Genomic DNA, 20,393 nt, shown 5'->3' with positions numbered 1-20,393 from the left:
GCGCTCTCCGAACATCGACTACCAGCAGCTCACAGCCGGTTCCCCCGTTGCCGCACAGTGGCGAAGCCTGATACGACCGGGTGCGGGAGCGCTCTCCCCAGGTCAGCGCACCGGCGACGCGATGTTACGGACGGCGCATGATCCAGACCGGCAGCTCGTCGCCGACGGTGAGGTGCTCGATCACGTCGAAGCCGACCCGGCGGTACACCTCGACGTTGCCGGGGTTGGAGGTCTCCAGCAGGGCGGGCAGCCCGTCGCCGGCGGCCCGCCGCAGCGCCGGGCCCATGGTGGCCCGGGCCAGCCGCCGGCCGCGGTGCGCCGGGTGGCACGCCAGCACCCCGAGGTACCAGCGCCGATGGGTCGGCATCACGGCGGCGACGGCGTGCTCGTACACCGCGAACCGCCCGGTCGGCGCATGGCTGGACGGCGGCGCGTCCGGCCCGTCCCACATGGCGACCGCGGCGCCGCCGTCGGCGACCCAGACGGTGCCGTGCCCGACCCGGGCGTCGAACAGCCCGCCGGCGATCGCCTCCGCCTCGCGCGGGTACGTGGCGTCGTCGGGGCAGAAGAACCGGAACGCGGGGTCGGCGGCGAACGCGGCGACGACGGTGGCGACCACCGTGGCACGGTGCGCGGGGGTCGCCACCTCGATGAGAGGTGTGGTCACGACCAGGTCATACCACGGACGATCTCGCCGGACGTCGATTTTTCCGGCGCCCGCCCCGTCACCGGCGGGCGGCCTCGACCTGGCGCAGGTACGCGGCGATGGCGTCACGGTTGCGCGCCAGGCAGGCGATCCGGGCGTCCATCCGGTCCCGCTCGGCCTCCAGCAGCGCGACGAGCTCCTCACTGGCGTCGGAGACGGTGATCGTGCACGGGTTGTCGGTGCACGGCAGGACCTCCCGGATGACCCTGGTCGGCAGGCCCGCGTCGAGCAGGCCACGGATCTGCTGCACCCGGTCGACGAGGTTCTCGCCGTAGTCGCGGTACCCGTTGGCGAGGCGCGCCGCGGTGAGCAGCCCCTGCTCCTCGTAGTAGCGCAGCAGGCGGGCCGGGATACCCGTGCGGCGTGACAGCTCACCTATGCGCATGCTCACTCCCCCTTGACGTTCACACCAGTGTGAACCTTCGAGGATCCGGGCATGCCGCTGCTCCTGCTGTCCGTCGCCCAGTTCCTGCTCGCCCTGGACTACTCCATCGTGTACGTGGCGCTGCCCGGCCTGGCCGCCGACCTGGGCCTGGACCTGGCGGCCGCGCAGTGGGTGGTGAGCGCGTACGCGGTGCCGTTCGCCGGGTTCCTGCTGGTCGGCGGCCGGCTCGCGGACCGGGTCGGGGCGGGCAGGCTGTTCGTGGCCGCGGCCGCCGGGTTCGGCGTGGCGAGCGTCGCGGGCGGGCTGGCGTCCTCGGGCGGGGTGCTGCTCGGCGCCCGGTTCGCCCAGGGCGTGGCCGCGGCGCTGCTGCAGCCGGCGATCCTGGGGCTGCTCGGCACGATGTTCCCGGCCCGCTCCCGCGCACTGTCGGTGTGGGGCGCCGTCGGCGCGTCCGGCCTCGCCGCCGGCGTCGTGCTCGGCGGCGTCCTGACCCGCGCCTCGTGGCGGTGGACGTTCCTGGTCAACGTGCCGGTGACGGTGCTGTGCGCGGTGGGCGGGCTGCTGTGGCTGCGCTCCCGGGCGGTCCGCGGCGCCGGGGTGCCGCTGACCGGGTCGCTGCTGGGCACCGGCGCGGCGCTCGGTGCGGTGCTCGGCCTGACCCTCGGCGGGACCGCCGGCTGGACCGCCCCGGCGACCCTCGGCACGCTGCTGGCCGCCGCCGGGTTCGCCGCCGGGTTCGTGGCGCACGAGCGGCGCGCCGCCACGCCGCTGGTCGAGCCGGCGCTGCGGCACATCCGCAGCCTGCGGGTGGGCGTGGCGGCGACGGCGCTGTACATGGCCAGCGTCGGCTCGGAGTTCTACGTGGTGACCCTGCTGCTGCAGTCGGAGCGCGGCTACCCGCCGCTGCGGGCGGGCCTGGCGTTCCTGCCCCTGGCCGCCCTCGTCGCGGTGGGCAGCGCGGTCACCGGCCGGGCGGTGCGCCGCTTCGGCAGCCCGGCCGTCCTGTCGGCCGGCTTCACCCTGGCCGCGCTGGGCCTCGGCTGGCTCGCCCTGGCCGCCGGCGCCCCCTACGCCACCGGCCTGCTGCCGGGCCTGCTGCTCAGCGGCTTCGCCCACGGCATGATCTACACGGCGATGTTCGTCCTCGGCGGCCGCGACGTCCCCCCGGCCCACCAGTCCTCGGCCGGCGCGGTCCTCACCACGTCGCAGTACCTCTCCGGCGCCGTCACCATCGCCGCGCTCACCCTCGTGCTGGGCGGCGCCGGCGGGTTCGGCGCGCTGTTCGCGGCGACGGCGGCCGCGGCACTGGCCGGCGCGGCCCTCGCCGCCCGCGCCACGACCCGCCCCAGCCGGCCAGACCCCGCGCCCTCCCCCGCAGCCGCGGCCGCCGGAACGGGCGCCCCTCCCGCGACGTAGAGGGGCCTTATGCCGCCACAGCCGCACAAGCCCCCTCGGGATCACGACCAACCGGTAGCCGCCGGCCGGGCCGGAGGATCGGACGACAGACCTCTCGCGAGACTCGTCACCGCAACCCCCGGCCCTTCGGATGCCGCGCGCCCGCGCGTGAGGCCGCCGCGCGCCAGCGCAGGCAGTGCGAGCGCAGCGAGCATGGGGGCTCCGGGGTGGGAACCCCCCGGCCGGCCGCGGCGGAAGCCGCCCGAAGTTAGGAACTGCTCTCCTTCTTGTCGCCGGCCCACTGGGTGTGGAAGGTGCCGTCGCGGTCGGTGCGGCGGTACGTGTGGGCGCCGAAGTTGTCCCGCAGGCCCTGGATCAGCGCCGCCGGGAGGCGCTCGGCGCGCAGCCCGTCGAAGTACGCGAGGGAGGACGAGAACGCCGGGGTCGGGATGCCGGCCTGGGCGGCGGCGACCACGACGCGGCGCCACGAGGGGACACCGGCGTTGACGGCCTCGGCGAAGTACGGCGCGACCATGAGGCTCTTGAGCGACGGGTTCTCGTCGTACGCCTCGCGGATGCGGTTGAGGAACCGGGCGCGGATGATGCAGCCGCCGCGCCAGATCGTGGAGACGGCGCCGCGGTCGATGTTCCAGCCGTACTCGGCGCTGCCGGCCTCGATGTGGTCGAAGCCCTGCGCGTACGCGACGATCTTCGAGGCGTACAGGGCGAGCCGCACGTCCTCGATGAACTGGTCGCGGTCCTGCACGTCCAGGCCGCCGGAGGTGGACGGGAAGGCGGCACGGGCCGCGGCGCGCTGCTCGGCGTGGCCGGACAGCGAGCGGGCGAAGGTGGCCTCGGCGATGCCGGTGATCGGCACGCCCAGGTCCAGGGCGCTCTGCACGGTCCAGCGGCCGGTGCCCTTCTGCTCGGCCTGGTCCAGCACGATGTCGACGAACGCCTGGCCGGTCTCCGCGTCGACGTGGCCGAGCACGTCGGCGGTGATCTCGATGAGGAACGACTCGAGGTCGCCGGTGTTCCAGGTGCGGAAGATGTCGGCGATCTGCGCCGGGGTGGCGCCGATCCCGGCGCGCAGCAGGTCGTACGCCTCGGCGATGAGCTGCATGTCGGCATACTCGATGCCGTTGTGGACCATCTTCACGAAGTGCCCGGCGCCGTCGGGGCCGATGTGCACGCAGCAGGGCGTGCCGTCCACGACCGCGGCGATCTTCTCGAACATGGGGCCGAGGGTCTGGTACGACTCCGGCGAGCCGCCCGGCATGATCGACGGGCCGAGCAGGGCACCCTCCTCGCCGCCGGAGACGCCGGTGCCGACGAAGTGCAGGTTGTGCGCGCGAAGCGCCTGCTCGCGGCGGCGGGTGTCGGCGAAATGGGCGTTGCCGGCGTCGACGATCATGTCGCCGGGCTCCAGCAACGGGACCAGCTCGTCGATGACTGCGTCGGTGGGGCCGCCGGCCTTCACCATGATGATGACAGCGCGGGGCCGGGCCAGGGACGCGACGAAGTCGGCCATCGACTCGCTCGGCACGAACGTGCCCTCGTGCCCGAACTCGTCCACGAGCCGGCGGGTGCGCTCGTAGGAACGGTTGTGCACGGCGACGGCGTAACCGTTGCGGGCCAGGTTGCGGGCCAGGTTACGTCCCATCACCGCAAGACCGGTCACGCCGATTTGAGCAAGGTCGGACATCTGAACCTCTCCAGTCAAAGACGATCTCGCCCCGACCGGCGATCACTACCCCGGGATCACGGTTCGAAGCGCGCGTCGGACCAGGCTACCCGCCTACTGTCGCGCCTCAGCACGGCACGGGCGAAGCTTTCCAGGATCCAGGGGCCGCGGACGGTGGCCCGCTCGTACCCGAGCAGCCGCCCCTCCTCAAAGGTGAAACGGTACCGGCAAAACGCACCGGCAAAACGGGTGAAGCCGGTCGTAACCCACCCTGCCCGCGCGACGTTGAGCGAAGGTGCACACCGACTCGCCGCCGTCCACCCGCGTGCTGTACCTCGCCGGGTGGGGGCGCAGCGGCAGCACCCTCGCGGAGGGGATGCTGGACCAGGTGCCGGGGCTCATCGGCGTCGGTGAGATCAAGTTCCTGTGGGAACGGGGGCTGCTGCAGAACCGGCGGTGCAGCTGCGGCACGCCGCTGCGCTCGTGCGAGTTCTGGGTCGAGGTGCTGCGCGAGGCGTTCGGGCGCATCCCCGACGACGAGCTGCGCGAGCTGGACGAGGCGTCGCGCCGCTTCCGCACCCGGCACCTGCCGGGGATGCTGCTGCGCCCCACGCGCCCGCCGGACGCCGGCGAGCTGAGCTGGTACTACGCGGCCCTCGCCCAGCTGTACCGGGCGGTGGCGAAGGTCGCCGGCGCGGACGTCGTGGTGGACTCCTCGAAGTTCCCGTCGTACCTGACGGCGCTGCTGCAGGCGCCCGGGCTGGACGTGCGGGTGGCGCACATCGTGCGGGACCCGCGGGCCGTCGCGTACTCGTGGCAGCGGCACAAGGAGGACCCGGACGCCCCGAACGGCGAGCTGATGCCCCGCATGCACCCGGCGTGCACGGCGCTGTACTGGTCTGCCTGGAACCTCGCGACCGAGCGGATCACCCGCCGGGCCGGCCTGCCCTACCTGCGCTTCCGGTACGAGGACCTGGTCGCCGAGCCGGACGCGACCCTGCGGGCGGTGACCCGGCTCAGTGGCGTGCCGGCCGCGCCGGTGCGCGTCGGCGACCGGGGTGAGCTGCTCGTCCGCCGGACCCACCAGGTGTCGGGCAACCCCGTCCGGTTCCGCTCCGGGGCGGTCCCGCTGCGCCTGGACGACGAGTGGACGACGGGGATGGCACCCCGGCACCGGCGGCTGACCGGGGCCGTCACCGTGCCGCTGCGGCACCGGTACGGGTACCGCGACTCCTAAGCTGCGCCTCTCCCTGGCCGATCAGGCCGGTGGGGACCGGTGACGGCGGCGAGCAGGAGGTGGCGGGATGCGGCGCGGGCTGCTCGCCGCGACCGTGCGGCGCCTCACCGGCCTGGCCTTCGACGCGGGCGCGATCATCGACTTCACCGGGCTCAAGCGCGTCGTGGACGCGGTCGGCCGAGCAGCACCCGGACTGGGTCGTCCCGCACCCCTGACTGCAACATTCCTGCAAACGCGAAAGCATTGACTCCACTGAGTGCCGGTGGCACGTTGGCCCGAGGAATGCGCTTTCCTGACACCCCTGTTGCACGCTTGGAGTCTGCATGCGCAAGACCGCCATCGCGGCCGCCACCCTCGCCGGCGCGGCCCTGCTCGCCGGCGCGGCCGTCAGCGCCGACGCGGCCGGCACGCCACCGGCCGCGCTCGCCTTAGCCCGCCAGAGCCTGCCCGCCGGCGACGGCTGGGCGTCGGACACCACCGGCACCACCGGCGGGTCCGCCGCCGACGCCGCGCACGTCTTCACCGTCCGCACCCGCGACGAGCTGGCCGCCGCCGTGGCCGGCGACACCCCGAAGATCGTGTTCGTGTCCGGCGGCATCGACGCGAACGCCGGCTACACGTGCGCCGACTACGCCGACCCGGCGTACAGCCTGGAGGCGTTCCTCGCCGCGTACGACCCGGCGGTGTGGGGCCGCGCCACCAAGCCCACCGGGCCCCTCGAGGACGCCCGCGCCCGCTCGGCGAAGAACCAGGGCGCCCGGGTCAACATCAAGGTCGGCGGCAACACCACGATCATCGGCCTCGGCGGGTCGAAGATCACCGGCGCCAACCTGCTCATCGACAAGGTCGACAACGTCATCCTGCGCAACCTGCGCCTCGAGGACGCCCACGACTGCTTCCCGTCGTGGGACCCGACCGACGGCGCGGCCGGCAACTGGAACTCCCTCTACGACCTGGTCACGGTCACCGGCGCCACCCACGTGTGGGCCGACCACAACAACTTCAGCGACGGCAACAACACCGACGACACGCAGCCGCTGTACTTCGGCCGGCCGTACCAGGTGCACGACGGCGCCCTCGACGTGATCCGCGCCGCGGACCTCGTCACCGTCTCCTGGAACAACTTCTTCGACCACGACAAGACGATGCTCATCGGCTCGTCGAACACCGTCGGCGCCGACGTCGGCAAGCTGCGGGTCACGATCCACCACAACCGCTTCGCCAACGTCGGCCAGCGCGTGCCGCGGGTCCGCTTCGGCCAGGTCGACGTGTACGACAACTACTTCTACGCCACCGACGAGGACAGCTACAGCTACTCGTGGGGCGTCGGCGTCTACGCCGAGGTGTACGCCGAGAACAACTTCCTGCTCCGCAGCGCCGACCTGGCGCTGTCCGACGTGGTGTACGACTGGCGCGGCACCGCGCCGGGCGCCATCACCGAGGCCGGCACGGCCACCCGGGTCGGCACGGGCCCGGTGTCCGCGGTGAGCCTGGTCGCGCAGTACAACGCCACGCACGACCCGGACCTGCCGCCCACGACGTGGGTGCCGGCGCTGCGGGCCGCCGCGCCCGACCCGGCCACGGCGGTCCCCGCCCTGGTCACCGCGAAGGCCGGGGCCGGCAAGCTCGGCTTCTGAAGCTCACGGCAGGTGCACGACGCCGTGGCCGTCGTCGACCGGGAGGTCGCCGGCGGTCACGGCCCGCACCTCCATGAAGGTGAGCTCCGCAACGCCGGTCAGGACGCTGGCGAACGCGGTCTCCGCGGCGTCGGCACCCGTCGCGATGCGGACCATGCTCTGCCGAGGCGCCAGGCCGGTCGCGTCGACGACCCGCCACTCGCCGTCGACGGCGACCTCGGCCACCGCGTGGAAGTCCATCGGTGACAGGCCCGGCGCGTAGACCGCGGCGGTGCGCGCCGGGATGTTGACGGACCTGGCGAGGGCCGCGACCAGGTGGGCGAAGTCGCGGCACACCCCGGTGCCGGACAGCAGCGTCTCGGTCGCGTCGGTGGTGCCGGTGGACGTGCCGGCCTCGTACCGGGTGTGCCGGCGCACGTAGTCGACGATCCCGGCGACCGTGCCGGCGGGCGACGGCGCGAACCGCTGGAACTCCCGCGCGGCGAACCCGGCCAGCCGGTCGGACGGGCAGTACCGGCTCGGCCTGGTCGCGGTGATGCGCTGCGCCAGCTCCAGGCGCTGCGGCGGGCCGCGGCGCACGGTGACCGCGGCGGTGTAGTCGACGCGCAGCAGTCCGGTGCCCGCGCGCACGTGGTGCCCGCCGGCGACCGGCGTGACCTCGACGGGTGCGCCGTCGAGCCGCACGTCGAGCGACTCCTGCACCGTCACCCCGGGCCGCGGGCAGACCGCGATCATCAGCTGTACCTCGGCGGGCTCCCGCACCTGGAACTCCAGGGTGCTGCCCACGCGCGCATCCACCATGCCACCGTTCATACCCATCGGGGAACCCGTGCGCCGCCCGCCGGCACGCGACCCACGACACATGTGTTCTGCAACGTTCGACGTAGAACTCGGCACCGAACCGTGCGCATGATGGCGGCTCCATCAATGTCGATGCGGCGGGACGGTCCCATCCTCCAAGACCGAACCGTCCCGCTGCTCCCCGTGAGGAGCCCCTCCATCATGTCCTATGACACGCTGACCCGGTCCGTCGTTTTCGTCGTGACCCTCGCGGTCCTGCTCGTCGGGCACTCCCTCGGCGACCACGTGGCGCAGACGGACCGGCAGGCCACGCACAAGGCGACCCCGGGCCGCGCCGGCTGGCGCGCCCTCGCCGGGCACCTGCTCACCTACCACCTGACGGTCACCGCGGCGCTGCTGCTGACCTGCGCGGTGCTGCGGCTGCCGCTGTCCGCGGCCGGGGTGGCCGCCGGGGTCGCGTTCTCCGCGGTGACCCACGGCCTGCTCGACCGCCGCTGGCCGGTGCGGGCGGTGCTGCGCGCGACCGGCTCCCCGCAGTTCGCCGACACGACCAGCCCCGTCTGCGGCATGTACGTCGCCGACCAGGCCCTGCACCAGGCGTCGCTGCTGGTGGCGGCGCTGCTCGTGGCCGGCCTGTAGCGGCGGGCGCAACGGTCCGGCGGTCCGGCGGCGTCCGGCACGGCTGAGACCCGGCGCACAATTGAACATGTTCAAGAACGGGTCTAGCGTAGGTCGTAGTTGAACACGTTCAAGAAGGGCGCCGGTCATGGACCTCAAGCTCGGCACGTACCTGATCTATCTGGCGGTGAGCGTGCTGCTGACCATCTGGGTGGCGCGGACGCTGCTCAAGAACGGCCAGGTGTTCCTCGACGACGCGCTCGCCGACGAGCGCCTGGCCAAGTCCGTCAACCACCTGCTGGTCGTCGGCTTCTACCTGCTGAACCTCGGCTATGTCGCGGTGGCGCTGAAGATCGGGCAGTCGCTGCCCGACGGCAGCTCCGCGATGGAGGCCCTGGCGTGGAAGCTCGGCCTCGTGCTGCTCGTCCTCGGCGGGCTGCACTTCTTCAACCTGTACGTGCTGAGCCGGTTCCGCCGCCGGCGGATGCTCGACCAGCTGCCGCCGCCGGTGCCGCCGGCCCGGATGATCCCCGCCGGCTACCCGGTGGCGCCGTACCCGATGGGGCCCGTGCCGCCGCGCCCCGCCGGGCCGCCGCCGGCCGCCGCGCCGCACGGCTACCCGAAGCCCCCGCCGCAGACCCCCGCCACCCAGCGGGACCACGACGACGAGCCCCAGCCGCCGCTGTGATCACCCGGCTCACCGTGCTCTACGACGCGGGCTGCGGGCTGTGCCGCACGGCACGGGCGTGGCTCGCGTCGCGGGCGCAGCTGGTGCCGCTGGAGTTCGTCGCGGCGGGCTCGGACGAGGCGCGCCGCCGGTACCCGTCGCTCGACCCCGCCGAGACCCTCGCCGACATCACGGTCGTCGCCGACGACGGCGGCGTCTACACCGGCGACAGCGCGTGGATCATCTGCCTGTGGGCCCTGGACGGCTACCGGGGCCTGGCGGCCCGGCTGGCCGCGCCGGACCTGCGGCCCACGGCGCGGCGGGTCGTCGCGGCGGCCGCCGCGCTGCGCCGCGCCGGCCGGGACGGGCCCGACCAGCGGCCCGAGCCGGGTTTCGCCCGGGGATATGGTTCGGACTGTGGTGGAACCTGCGATCTCTGAAGCCCCGGCCGCCGCCGGGGGCGAGTCGACCGCGAAGGGTGAGCAGACCCGGCGGCTCATCGTGGACACGGCGGTGCGGCTCTTCGGCGAGCAGGGCTACGACAAGACCACGATGCGGGCGATCGCCGCCGCCGCCGGCGTGTCGGTCGGCAACGCGTACTACTACTTCCCGTCCAAGGGTCACCTGGTGCAGGCGTTCTACACCACGGTGCAGGACGCCCACGCCGACGCGTGCCGGCAGGTCCTCGCCGCTCCGGGGCCGTTCGTGGACCGGCTGCGCGCCGCGATGCTCACCGGGGTGGAGACGATGGCGCCGTACCACGGCTTCGCCGGGTCGTTCTTCAAGACCGCCGCCGAGCCCGGGTCGCCGCTGAGCCCGTTCAGCGCCGACTCCGCCCCGGCGCGCGAGCGCTCGCTGCGCATGTTCGCCGACGTCGTCGACGGGGCGACCACGAAGATCGACCCCGAGCTGCGGGCGGAGCTGCCGGAGCTGCTGTGGCTCGCCCAGATGGGCGTCACCCTGTACTGGGTGCACGACACCTCACCCGGGCAGGAGAAGACCCGGCTGCTGGTCGAGCGGTCCGCGCCGCTCATCGACCGGCTGGTCGGCATGTCCCGCTACCGCGTGTTCCGGCCCGTCGTGCGCGAGGTGCTCACCCTGTACCGGCTGCTGCGCTGAACCGGCAGGTGTGAGTGTCACCCGACCGGGTATTTCGGCAGCTCGTGCCCGGGTAGCGTCTGCCCTGTTCGAACGGGTGTTCGTCATGGATCGGTAATCGTTTGTTCACTGTGAACATTCGCCGACCGCCGGATCCTCAGGTAGCGTCGGCTCGCATGGCGACCTTGCGCATCGATCGCACGGCCGCCGACCCCGATGCGGTGATTTGCGCGATTGAGCAGGCCGAGGGCTACATTGCATCGATCTGCTTCAAGACCGGGCCACCTCAGACGGTCGGCGTCGAGCTCGAGTACACCGTCCATGCCAGCGCAGATCCAACGACGTATATCGATCCCGATCGGTTGCGTCAGGCGCTCGGCGACCACGCACCCCCGACCCTGCGACCCGGCACGGCGCACCTGCCGCTGCGGCTCGGGTCGGCCGTCACCCTCGAGCCGGGTGGCCAGGTGGAGTTGTCCACCCTCCCCCAGCGGTCCCTGACCGGCCTCCACGAGGCCGTCGGCGCGGACCTGGCGGAGCTCAGCGAGCGGCTCGGCCGCGCCGGGCTGGAGCTCGGCGGCACCGGCATCGACCCGCACCGCCCGCCGCGGCGGATGCTCTCCACTCCCCGTTACGACGCGATGGCGACCGCGTTCGCCCGGCGCAACGACGCCGGCCGGACCATGATGTGCAGCACCGCCGGCCTGCAGGTGTGCCTCGACGCGGGCCCGCCGTCCCGCTGGGCCGCGCTGCACGACCTCGGCCCGCCGCTCATCGCCCTGTTCGCCAACTCCCGCCACCACGCCGGGCACGACACCGGCTGGGCGTCCGCACGGATGCGCACCTGGCTGGCGATGGACCCGTCCCGGACCCGGCCCGTGCCGTCCGGCGACGACCCGGCGCTGCAGTGGGCCCGGTACGCCATGGACGCGCAGCTGCTGTGCGTCCGGCGCGACGGCGGCCCGTGGACCGCCCCGGCCGGGGTGACGTTCGCGGACTGGGTCGGCGGGGCCCTGGGGGACCCGCCGACGTACGCGGACCTCGACTACCACCTGAGCACCCTGTTCCCGCCGGTGCGCCCGCGCGGGTACCTCGAGGTTCGCTACCTCGACACGCTACGCGGCCCCGACTGGTTCGCCCCGGCGGCGATCCTCACGGCGCTGCTCGCCGACGAGCCGACCATCGACCGGGTGCGTGAGCTGTGCGAGCCCGTCGCCGGCCAGTGGGCCCACGCGGCCCGCCTCGGCACCGCCGACCCGGCCCTCGCCAAGGCCGCCGCCGCGGTGCGCGACCTGGCCCTGGACCGGCTCACCCGGCTGGACCTGCCCGCCGCACTCCTGCACGACGTCATCGAAGGGAGCACCCGCAATGAGCCGACCGGAGCGTAGCGGCACGAGCCTCGGCGAGCACGTCGCCGCCGAGCTGGAGCGGACCCGCCGGCGTTCGGCGCTGCTCACCGACGCCGTCGACGACGCCGACCTGGTCCGCCAGCACTCGCCGCTGATGTCGCCGCTGGTGTGGGACCTCGCGCACATCGGCAACCAGGAGGAGCTGTGGCTGGTGCGCGACGTCGGCGGCCGGGAGCCGGTCCGCCAGGACATCGACCACCTCTACGACGCGTTCAAGCACGCCCGGCGGGACCGGCCCCAGCTGCCGCTGCTCGGCCCGGCGGAGGCACGCGCGTACGTGGCGACGGTCCGCGACAAGGTCCTCGACGTGCTGGACCGGCTGCCGGCGACCGCGGCGTTGCTCGCGTCACCGGCCGCGTCACCGGCCGAATCACCCGGGGCGGGCCGGCGCCTGGTCCGCGACGGGTTCGCGTTCGGGATGATCGTGCAGCACGAGCAGCAGCACGACGAGACCATGCTCGCCACCCACCAGCTGCGCTCCGGGCCGCCGGTGCTGTCGGCCGGCCCGCCGCCCGCGGCGAAGGTCACGGTCGGCGGTGAGGTCCTCGTGCCGGCCGGCGGGTTCGACATGGGCACCTCCACCGAGGCGTGGGCGCTGGACAACGAACGCCCCGCGCACCGCGTCGACGTCGGCGCGTACTTCATCGACGCGGCACCCGTCACCAACGCGCAGTACGCGGCGTTCATCGACGACGGCGGCTACGACGACCCGCGCTGGTGGACGCCGGAGGGCTGGCGGCACCGCACCGAGGCGTCCCTCGTCGCGCCGCTGCACTGGACCCGCGACGGCGGCGGCTGGCACGCCACCACCTTCGGGCGCACCGAGCCGGTCGTGCCCGGCGCGCCCGTCGTGCACGTCTGCTTCCACGAGGCGAAGGCCTACGCCACGTGGGCCGGCCGGCGGCTGCCGACCGAGGCCGAGTGGGAGAAGGCGGCCCGGCACGACCCGGCGACGGGCCGCTCCCGGCGGTACCCCTGGGGCGACGACGACCCGGCGGACCGCCACGCCAACCTGGGGCAGCGGCACCTGACGCCGGCGCCCGTCGGCGCCTACCCGGACGGCGCGTCGCCGCTGGGCGTGCACCAGCTCATCGGCGACGTGTGGGAGTGGGTCGACAGCGACTTCCTGCCCTACCCGGGGTTCAGCGCGTTCCCGTACCGGGAGTACTCCGAGGTGTTCTTCGGCGGCGACTACAAGATGCTGCGCGGCGGGTCGTTCGGCACCGACCGGGCCGCGTGCCGGGGCACGTTCCGCAACTGGGACCACCCGATCCGCCGGCAGATCTTCAGCGGGTTCCGCACCGCCCGCGACGCCTCCCCCGCGGAGCTCGCCTAGTGTGCCGGCACCTGGCGTACCTGGGGCCGCCGGTGCCGCTGACGCGGCTGCTGTTCGACCCGCCGCACGGCCTGGAGCACCAGTCGTGGGCGCCGCGGGACATGCGCGGCGGCGGCACCATCAACGCCGACGGCTTCGGGCTCGGCTGGTTCCCGCCGGCCGACCCTTCGCGACCGGTGGTGCACCGCTCGGCCCGTCCACTGTGGAGCGACCTGGCGCTGCCGGCCCTGGCGGCGGCGACGGCCTCCGGCGCGGTGCTCGCCGCGGTCCGCTCCGCCACCGTCGGCATGCCGGTCACCGAGTCCGCGGCCGCGCCGTTCCACGACGGGGCGTGGCTGTTCAGCCACAACGGCCGGGTCGTCGGCTGGCCCGACAGCGTCGCGGGCGTCGCGGCCGGGCTGCCGGTCCGCGACCTCATCACCCTGGACGCGCCGACGGACAGCGCGCTGCTGTGGGCCCTCGTCCGGGCGCGGCTGCGCACCGGCGGCACCCTCGGCGACGCGCTGTCCCAGGTCGTCACCGCCGTCGCCGCGGCCGCGCCCGGGTCACGGCTCAACCTGCTGCTCACCGACGGCCGGTCGGTCGCCGCCGTCACCTACGGCCACGCCCTGTCCGTGCGGGCCGGCGGCGGCGCGGTCCTCGTCGCGTCCGAGCCGCTCGACGACGACCCGGGCTGGCGGGCCGTCCCCGAACACTCCCTGCTCGTCGCGGACCCGTCCGCGGTACACATATCGGAAGGAATCTTCTCGTGACCATGCAGGATCCCGACCTGGACGTGTACCTGCTCGACACCGACCTCACGGCCGCGCTACGGGCCGACGCCCGGGCCGGCCTCACCGCCACCCCGAAGACGCTGCCGCCGAAGTACTTCTACGACGCCCGCGGCAGCGAGCTGTTCGAGGAGATCACCCGCCTGCCGGAGTACTACCCGACCCGCGCCGAACGGGAGATCCTCACCGGCCGGGCCGCGTCGATCGCCCGGGTCACCGGCGCGAAGACCCTGGTGGAGCTCGGCTCCGGCTCCTCGGAGAAGACCCGGCTGCTGCTGGACGCGCTGCGCGACGCCGGCACGCTCGGCTCGTTCGTGCCGCTGGACGTGTCGGCCTCCGCGCTGCGCGACGCGGTCGGCACGCTGCGCGCCGACTACCCGGACCTGCACGTGCGCGGCATCGTCGCCGACTTCGTCAACCACCTGGAGGTGCTGCCGGACACCGGCGACCGGCTCGTCGCGTTCCTCGGCGGCACGATCGGCAACTTCACGCCCGCCGAACGCGCCCCGTTCCTCGCCGCGCTGCGCGCCCGCCTGCAGCACGGCGAGTGGTTCCTGCTCGGCGCGGACCTGGTGAAGTCGCCGTCGGTGCTGGTCCCCGCGTACGACGACGCCGCCGGCGTCACCGCCGAGTTCAACCGCAACGTCCTGCACGTGCTCAACCGCGCCCTGGACGCCGACTTCGACGTGGCCGCGTTCCAGCACGTCGCCGTCTGGGACGCCGAGCACGAGTGGATCGAGATGCGGCTGCGGGCCACCGGGGCGCAGCGGGTGCACGTCGGCGGGCTCGGCCTGACGGTCGACTTCGCCGACGGCGAGGAGCTGCGCACCGAGGTGTCGGCGAAGTTCCGCCAGAACGGGCTGACCGCGGAGCTGGCCGCAGCCGGGTTCTCGGTGCGCCACTGGTGGACCGACGCGGAGGGCAGGTTCGCGCTGGCGCTGGCGGCGGCCGGGTAGGCGGGCGCCCCGGGCGGCGGCGGGTGGCTTGACGCGGCCGTGGCGGTGGGTGCCTCTTGGCACGGACGCGCGCCGGCCCGATCACCCGAACTGACGGTTTCCCGACAGGAAGCGGGTCAGGTGGCCGGGTCGGGTGGTCGGGTCAGGTGGCCCGGTCAGGTGGTCGGGTCGGGCGCGCGGTGGCGGGCGCGGGCCGGCGGCTGCGGCACGGACCCGGGCGGCGGGACGTTGTGCAGCGGCTGCGGCGCGAACCGCGGCGGCTCCGCAAACGCGGCCGGCGGCGCGATCGCGTGCCCGTGGAAGCGCCGCCCGCCCCCGCCCGGGACGGGGCTCTGCGCGACCGCCGTCCCGTCGCCCGGCGCGGCGTGCGCCGGTGCCGGGCCGGTCGGCGCGGCATGCGCGCCGGTCCGCAGCGTGCCGTCGAAGGTCACGGCGGGCGGGCACGGCTCCGTGTACGGCCTCGCCGCCGGGTGCGGGCGCAGCGGGGCGGGCCGCCGGGCGGCCCGGCGGGACCGGTGCAGCCGCAGCGTGCCGACCACGCTCACCAGCAGGACGGCGAGGACGATCAGCGGGGTCGCCACATCTTCGCCGTGCGGGACGTTCACGTGCACAGTTCCTCCGGGCCGTACCGATTCCACTGCTTTTCACGGTAGGTGCTCGGGTACGGGCCGGTTGTCAGCAGTTCAGTCGGGGCAAACCACCACGGGGCCGACAGGTCGTGCCCGCAGGCCGGTGGTGATCCTCGTGACGGTCCGGCGGCGGCCCGGTGTGCCGATTGCGTGCTTGGGTGATCGATCGGGTACACCTTTGTGCATGACCGCCGCGCCCGCCCTCGTCGCCGACCGATATCGCCTGATTGAGCCACTTGGTGCGGGCGGCATGGGCAGGGTGTGGCGCGCCCGCGACGAGACGCTCGGGCGGGACGTCGCCGTGAAGCAGATCATCCTGCCGCCGGAGCTGCTCGACAACGCCCGCGACGTCGCGATGGAGCGCACCCTGCGGGAGGCCCGGGCCGCCGCCAGGCTCACCCATCCCAATGTCGTGCGGGTGTACGACGTCCTCGCGTTCGACGGCCAGCCGTGGCTCGTCATGGAATACGTGCCGTCCCGGTCGCTCGACCAGACGCTGCGCGCCGACGGGCCGCTGCCGCCGCGGCGGGTCGCCGAGATCGGCCTCGCCGTGCTCGGCGCGCTGCAGGCCGCACACCGCGCCGGCGTCCACCACCGCGACATCAAGCCCGGCAACGTCCTGCTCGGCGACGACGGCCGGGTCGTGCTCACCGACTTCGGCATCGCCCGCATCGAGGGCGACGGCCACGTCACCCGGACCGGCCTGGTGCTCGGCTCGCCGGAGTACATCGCCCCCGAGCGCGCCCGCGACGGCACCGCCGGCGCCGCCGGTGACCTGTGGTCGCTGGGCGCCACCCTGTACGCCGCCGTGGAGGGCCGCTCCCCGTACGGCCGCGGCTCCGCCATGGAGACCCTCATGGCGCTCGCCTCCGACGAGCTGGACCCGCCGCAGCGCGCGGGACCGCTGACGCCGGCGCTGCGCGGGCTGCTGCGCAAGGACCCGCGGGCCCGGGCCGGGTTCGCCGAGACCGAGGAGCGCCTCCGCGCCGCCCTCACCACGCCGCCCGAACGCCGCCGCCGCTCGTGGCTGACCGGCTGGGGCCGCGCGGGCTCGACCCCCGCCGCACCGGTCGTCCCCGCCCAGCGCGCCGTCCCGGCGGACAGCGCCGTGCCCGCGGAGCGGGCGGTCGCGGCCGAGCCTGCCGCGGCGGTGGAGCCGCCGACGGTGGTGCAGCCACGGACGCGCCAGGATCCGCCGACGGTGGTCCAGCCGCCGCTGCCGGTCCAGCCGGTGCCCGCGGTGGAGACGCCCGCGGTGGAAACGCCCGCGGCGGAGGCGCTCACCGACGTCGTGGAGGAGCCGGCCGCGGTCGTGGAAGCGCCCGCCGACGTGGAGGCGCCCGCCGCGGACATCGAGGAGCCGGCGGCGGTCGTGGAGGAACCGGCGGTCGTGGAGGAACCGGCGGTCGCACCCGCCGGCACCGCAACGGTTGCCGCCGAGCCTGAGCCCGAGCCCGAACCTGAACCTGAGCCTGGGCCGGAACCCGAACCGGAACCCGAACCCGAGCCCGAACCGGAACCCGAGCCTGAGCCCGAACCGGAGCCAGAGCCGGAATCTGAGCCTGAGCCGGAACCCGAGCCGGTCGCCGTGGCGAAGCCGGCCCGCACGCCGGTGCCGCCGATCGTGCAGCCGGTGCCGGTCGTGACGCCGGTGCCGGTCGCCGAGCCCGTGCCCGGGACGGGCCGCACGCAGGGGCTGCCGCCGGCGAAGGTGCTCGCGGCGGCGGTCGCGGTGCTCGTCGTGGTCGCCGTCGTCGCGGCCGTGGCGTTGTGGCCCGACGGCGGCGGCGAGGACAAGACGGCGGCGCCCGCCGCCTCGGTGCAGCCGACGACGGGCGCGGCGACGAGCGCGCCCGCGGTGTCGCCGAGCGCGGCGCCGTCCAGCGCGCCGGCGGCCGCGGACCCGTCGCCGACGGTGCAGCCGGGCGGGGCCGGCACGCTGCCGCCGCTGCCCGCCGGCTGGATCGACTACCAGGACCCGACCGGGTTCTCCGTGTACGTGCCGGCCGGCTGGCGGCGCTCCAAGGAGGGCACGATGGTGTACTTCCGCGGCGACGGCCGGGTCCTCGGCATCGACCAGACCGACAAGCCGAAGCCGGACCCGGTCAAGGACTGGCAGACGCAGCGGGACACGCGGCTGGCCGGCGGCGACTTCCCCGGCTACGCGGAGATCCACATCAAGGCGGTGCCGTACTTCGTGACGGCGGCGGACTGGGAGTTCACGTTCGGGCGGGGCACCCGCATGCACGTCAACAACCGCGGGGTGGTCACGTCGCCGAAGCAGGCGTACGGCTTCTACTGGCAGACCACCGACGCCGAATGGGCCGCGGCGCGACCGGCGCTGGACCTGGTGTTCGCCAGCTTCCGGCCGAAGGTCTGACCACGGGGAGGAGGGCCATGCCGGAGCTGTGGCCGGCGGGCACGCCGGGGCTGCTGCGGTTGCCGTCGGGGCGCACGGTCCGCGGCCGCCCGCTGTCCAAGCCGGTGCCGGACGGGCCCGCGCCGACGCTCGGGGTGTACCTGCTCGGCCGGGAGCCGGCGGCGACGGCGTGGCCCTCGCACTGGGTACGCTGGCCGGACTTCGGCCTGCCAAGGGACCCGGCGGCGCTGCGGGCCGCACTGGAGGCCGCGCTGCTGGAGGCGGCGACGGGCCGGGTCGAGTTCGGCTGCGGCGGCGGGCGCGGGCGGACCGGGACGGCTCTGGCGTGCCTGGCGGTCCTCGACGGCGTGCCGGCCGGTGAGGCCGTCGCGTACGTCCGGCAGCACTACTCCCGGCACGCCGTCGAGACGCCGTGGCAGCGCGGGTTCGTCAAGCGGTACCCCTGACGAACCCGCGGACAACGCTCAGTTGACCGACGCGGACAGTTTCTCGATGGCGGCGGCGCTGAACGCCTCGCCGGCGAACATCGACAGCCGGGACAGCGGCAGGCTGCCCATGAGGGTCAGCATCTCGGGGTTGCCGGCGGTGCGGGCCATCGGGCCGCCCTCGCCGCCGGCGGCGAGCGACGCGAACAGCTCACCGAGCGCCTGGGCGCCCTTCGGGTCGGCGAGCCACTCCGCGATCGTGGACTCGCCGGTCAGCGGCACCCGCACCGGATCTCCATCGACGTCGACGCCGGCCGTGACCCGCAGGTCGCGCGAGGAGGCGCCGACCTCGACCACGTACGTGCCGCCCTCCACGACCCAGCGCGACACCCGGGTGTCCCAGTAGGCGAGGTCGTCGCGGGCGATCGGCAGTTCGACCTCAACGGTCGCGCCGGCCGGGACGGCGACGTTGGCGAACCCCTTGAGCTCGCGCGGCGGGCGGCGTACCGCGGAGCCGGGCAGCGAGACGTACGCCTGGACGACCTCCCGCCCGTCGCGGCCGCCGGTGTTGGTGACGCTGAGCCGCACCAGCAGCCCGTCGGGGCCGGCGGTGACCGTCGCCGGGCCGTAGGCGAACGTGGTGTAGGACAGGCCGTGGCCGAACGGGTACGCCACCTGCTGCTGCCTGGCGTCGAAGCCGCGGTGCCCGACGTGGATGCCCTCGCCGTAGCGCACATGCCCGGCCTCGCCCGGGAAGTCCAGGTAGGACGGGTGGTCGGCGAGGTGCAGCGGGATGGTCTCGGTGAGCCGCCCCGACGGGTTGACCCGGCCGAACAGGACGTCGGCGACGGCGCCGCCGCCGGCCTGGCCGAGCAGCCAGCCCTCGACGACCGCGGGCACGGCCGCGTCCCACGGGGTGGTGCGCACGACCGCGCCGTTGGACAGCACCACGACGGTGCGCGGGTTGACGGCGGCGACCCGCTCGATCAGCTCGACGTGCGCGGCCGGCAGGTCGATCGCGTCGCGGTCGGCGCCCTCGGTCTCCCGTTCGGTGCCGGCGAACACGAGCGCGACGGCGGCGTCCCGGGCCAGCGCGACCGCCGCGTCGACGTCGTCGTAGCCAGGGGCGAACGCGACCGGCCCGTCGGCGAGCGCGGTGATCTCGTCGAGGGCGTTGTCGAGCCTGGTCGGGTTGATCTGTGAGCTGCCGCCGCCCTGGAAGCGCGGGGTGCGGGCGTGCTCGCCGAGGACCGCGAGTCGCTGGCCGGGCCGCAGCGGCAGGACGTCGCCGTCGTTCTTGAGCAGCACGATGCCGCGCCCGGCCACCTCGCGGGCCAGCGCGTGGTGGGCGTCCGCGTCGTACGTGGTGGCGGTGCGGGCCGCGAGCGCTGCACGTACCAGCGAAGAGACCCGCGACACGGCGGTGTCCAGAATGGACTCGTCCAGCGTGCCGGCACGGACCGCCTCGACGAGCCGCCGGTCACCCTCGGGGTCCGGCCCCGGCATGGTGAGGTCGAGCCCGGCGCGGACCGCCTCGACCCGGTCGGCGACGGCGCCCCAGTCGGACACCACCAGGCCCTCGTAGCCCCACTCCCCGCGCAGCACCTCGGTGAGCAGCCAGTGGTGCTGGGAGGCGAGGACACCGTTGACGCGGTTGTACGCGCACATGACCGTCCACGGTTCGGCCTGCGTGACCACCCGCTGGAACGCGCGCAGGTAGATCTCGCGCAACGTGCGCTCGTCGACGTCGGCGGAGACCCGCATCCGGTCGGTCTCCTGGCTGTTGACGGCGTAGTGCTTCAGCGAGGCGCCGACGCCGCGGCTCTGCAGGCCCTTGACCCACTCGACCGCGAGGACGCCGGTGAGCAGCGGGTCCTCGGCGAAGTACTCGAAGTTGCGGCCGCCGAGCGGGCTGCGCTTGAGGTTGATGCCGGGGCCGAGCAGGACCTGGACGTCCATCGCCAGGGCCTCGTCGCCGAGCGCCTCGCCGACCCGCCGGGCGAGCGCCGGGTCCCAGGTCGAGCCGAGCGCGACGGCGGGCGGGAAGCATGTGGCAGGCTCACTGGCGAGCAGTTCGGCGGTGTCGGGCAGCGCCTTGCGCACGCCGTGCGGGCCGTCGGTGAGGGTGATCTGCGGTACGCCGGTGACGGCGGTGCTGCGCCAGAAGCTGCTGCCGCTGGTGACGGCGGCCTTCTCCTCGAGGTCCATGGCGTCCATGGCGGAAACCCCTTACTGAGCACTTGTAAAGTAATAGGTACCC

The 20,393-nt window shown here is 74.4% G+C and carries 20 protein-coding genes; 14 read left to right on the top strand and 6 right to left on the bottom strand.

The features are described from left to right. Positions 1-124 precede the first annotated feature (124 nt). Positions 125-667 (bottom strand): GNAT family N-acetyltransferase, encoded by a 543-nt coding sequence (locus tag AB0H83_RS04680; RefSeq protein WP_360086793.1) that lies wholly within the window; start codon positions 665-667, stop codon positions 125-127. Between the two features lie 58 nt (positions 668-725). After that, on the bottom strand, positions 726-1,091 hold the full coding sequence (locus AB0H83_RS04675) for a MerR family transcriptional regulator (RefSeq protein ID WP_360086790.1): 366 nt from the start codon (positions 1,089-1,091) through the stop codon (positions 726-728). A gap of 51 nt (positions 1,092-1,142) precedes the next feature. Here AB0H83_RS04675 and AB0H83_RS04670 point away from each other — a divergent pair, with 51 nt between their 5' ends. Continuing rightward, positions 1,143-2,507 carry an MFS transporter gene (locus AB0H83_RS04670; protein WP_360086787.1) on the top strand — a complete coding sequence of 455 codons (1,365 nt, stop codon included), beginning with the start codon at positions 1,143-1,145 and terminating at the stop codon, positions 2,505-2,507. A 247-nt stretch (positions 2,508-2,754) separates the two neighbouring features. Here AB0H83_RS04670 and gndA read toward each other — a convergent pair whose 3' ends face one another. Continuing rightward, a complete protein-coding gene (gndA, locus tag AB0H83_RS04665) occupies positions 2,755-4,191 on the bottom strand; it encodes an NADP-dependent phosphogluconate dehydrogenase (RefSeq protein WP_360086784.1) in 1,437 nt (478 codons plus the stop codon). Positions 4,192-4,465: 274 nt separating this feature from the next. On the opposite strand from gndA, the gene AB0H83_RS04660 reads away from it, so the two are divergent. The 3 genes from AB0H83_RS04660 (at position 4,466) to AB0H83_RS04650 (ending at position 7,044) form a co-directional block, all read left to right on the top strand. After that, positions 4,466-5,407, top strand: a complete 942-nt coding sequence (locus AB0H83_RS04660; protein ID WP_360086781.1) for a sulfotransferase — start codon at positions 4,466-4,468, stop codon at positions 5,405-5,407. A 67-nt stretch (positions 5,408-5,474) separates the two neighbouring features. After that, positions 5,475-5,654 carry a hypothetical protein gene (locus AB0H83_RS04655; RefSeq protein WP_360086778.1) on the top strand — a complete coding sequence of 60 codons (180 nt, stop codon included), beginning with the start codon at positions 5,475-5,477 and terminating at the stop codon, positions 5,652-5,654. A gap of 76 nt (positions 5,655-5,730) precedes the next feature. Then, entirely contained in the window at positions 5,731-7,044 is a 1,314-nt protein-coding gene (locus AB0H83_RS04650; protein WP_360086775.1) for a pectate lyase, read from the top strand. Between the two features lie 3 nt (positions 7,045-7,047). Here the strand turns inward: AB0H83_RS04650 and AB0H83_RS04645 are convergent, their stop codons facing one another. After that, positions 7,048-7,845, bottom strand: coding sequence for a transglutaminase domain-containing protein (locus tag AB0H83_RS04645; RefSeq protein ID WP_360086772.1), 798 nt, complete (start codon positions 7,843-7,845; stop codon positions 7,048-7,050). Between the two features lie 201 nt (positions 7,846-8,046). On the opposite strand from AB0H83_RS04645, the gene AB0H83_RS04640 reads away from it, so the two are divergent. The 8 genes from AB0H83_RS04640 (at position 8,047) to egtD (ending at position 14,699) form a co-directional block, all read left to right on the top strand. Next, entirely contained in the window at positions 8,047-8,484 is a 438-nt protein-coding gene (locus tag AB0H83_RS04640) for a DUF3307 domain-containing protein (RefSeq protein WP_360086769.1), read from the top strand. 127 nt (positions 8,485-8,611) lie between these two features. Beyond that, on the top strand, positions 8,612-9,151 hold the full coding sequence (locus AB0H83_RS04635) for a hypothetical protein (protein WP_360086766.1): 540 nt from the start codon (positions 8,612-8,614) through the stop codon (positions 9,149-9,151). Next, positions 9,148-9,570, top strand: coding sequence for a DUF393 domain-containing protein (locus AB0H83_RS04630; RefSeq protein ID WP_360086763.1), 423 nt, complete (start codon positions 9,148-9,150; stop codon positions 9,568-9,570). The genes AB0H83_RS04635 and AB0H83_RS04630 overlap by 4 nt, the downstream gene beginning before the upstream one ends. Next, on the top strand, positions 9,548-10,249 hold the full coding sequence (locus tag AB0H83_RS04625) for a TetR family transcriptional regulator (protein ID WP_360086760.1): 702 nt from the start codon (positions 9,548-9,550) through the stop codon (positions 10,247-10,249). The genes AB0H83_RS04630 and AB0H83_RS04625 overlap by 23 nt, the downstream gene beginning before the upstream one ends. Positions 10,250-10,404: 155 nt before the next feature. Continuing rightward, positions 10,405-11,616, top strand: a complete 1,212-nt coding sequence (gene egtA, locus AB0H83_RS04620; RefSeq protein ID WP_360086757.1) for an ergothioneine biosynthesis glutamate--cysteine ligase EgtA — start codon at positions 10,405-10,407, stop codon at positions 11,614-11,616. Further along, positions 11,597-12,973 carry an ergothioneine biosynthesis protein EgtB gene (gene egtB, locus AB0H83_RS04615; protein ID WP_360086754.1) on the top strand — a complete coding sequence of 459 codons (1,377 nt, stop codon included), beginning with the start codon at positions 11,597-11,599 and terminating at the stop codon, positions 12,971-12,973. Before egtA ends, egtB begins: the two co-directional genes overlap by 20 nt. Further along, entirely contained in the window at positions 12,973-13,725 is a 753-nt protein-coding gene (gene egtC, locus AB0H83_RS04610) for an ergothioneine biosynthesis protein EgtC (RefSeq protein WP_360086752.1), read from the top strand. Before egtB ends, egtC begins: the two co-directional genes overlap by 1 nt. Positions 13,726-13,727: 2 nt before the next feature. Further along, a complete protein-coding gene (gene egtD / locus AB0H83_RS04605) occupies positions 13,728-14,699 on the top strand; it encodes an L-histidine N(alpha)-methyltransferase (protein WP_360087310.1) in 972 nt (323 codons plus the stop codon). 155 nt (positions 14,700-14,854) lie between these two features. On the opposite strand, the gene AB0H83_RS04600 is transcribed toward egtD, so the two are convergent. Further along, the gene (locus tag AB0H83_RS04600; protein WP_360086750.1) at positions 14,855-15,304 is read right to left on the bottom strand and encodes a hypothetical protein; all 450 of its coding nucleotides are present in this window, start codon (positions 15,302-15,304) and stop codon (positions 14,855-14,857) included. A gap of 208 nt (positions 15,305-15,512) precedes the next feature. Between AB0H83_RS04600 and AB0H83_RS04595 the strand changes: the two genes are divergently transcribed. Beyond that, on the top strand, positions 15,513-17,708 hold the full coding sequence (locus AB0H83_RS04595; protein ID WP_360086748.1) for a serine/threonine-protein kinase: 2,196 nt from the start codon (positions 15,513-15,515) through the stop codon (positions 17,706-17,708). A 17-nt stretch (positions 17,709-17,725) separates the two neighbouring features. Further along, positions 17,726-18,154, top strand: coding sequence for a protein-tyrosine phosphatase family protein (locus AB0H83_RS04590; protein WP_360086745.1), 429 nt, complete (start codon positions 17,726-17,728; stop codon positions 18,152-18,154). Positions 18,155-18,172: 18 nt separating this feature from the next. On the opposite strand, the gene AB0H83_RS04585 is transcribed toward AB0H83_RS04590, so the two are convergent. Further along, positions 18,173-20,350 (bottom strand): glycoside hydrolase family 3 C-terminal domain-containing protein, encoded by a 2,178-nt coding sequence (locus AB0H83_RS04585; RefSeq protein WP_360086742.1) that lies wholly within the window; start codon positions 20,348-20,350, stop codon positions 18,173-18,175. Between the last annotated feature and the right edge of the window lie 43 nt (positions 20,351-20,393).

The sequence above is a fragment of the Dactylosporangium sp. NPDC050688 genome (genome assembly GCF_040654515.1).
Classification (GTDB): Bacteria; Actinomycetota; Actinomycetes; order Mycobacteriales; family Micromonosporaceae; genus Dactylosporangium.
This window is presented reverse-complemented; position numbering and strand designations above follow the sequence as displayed.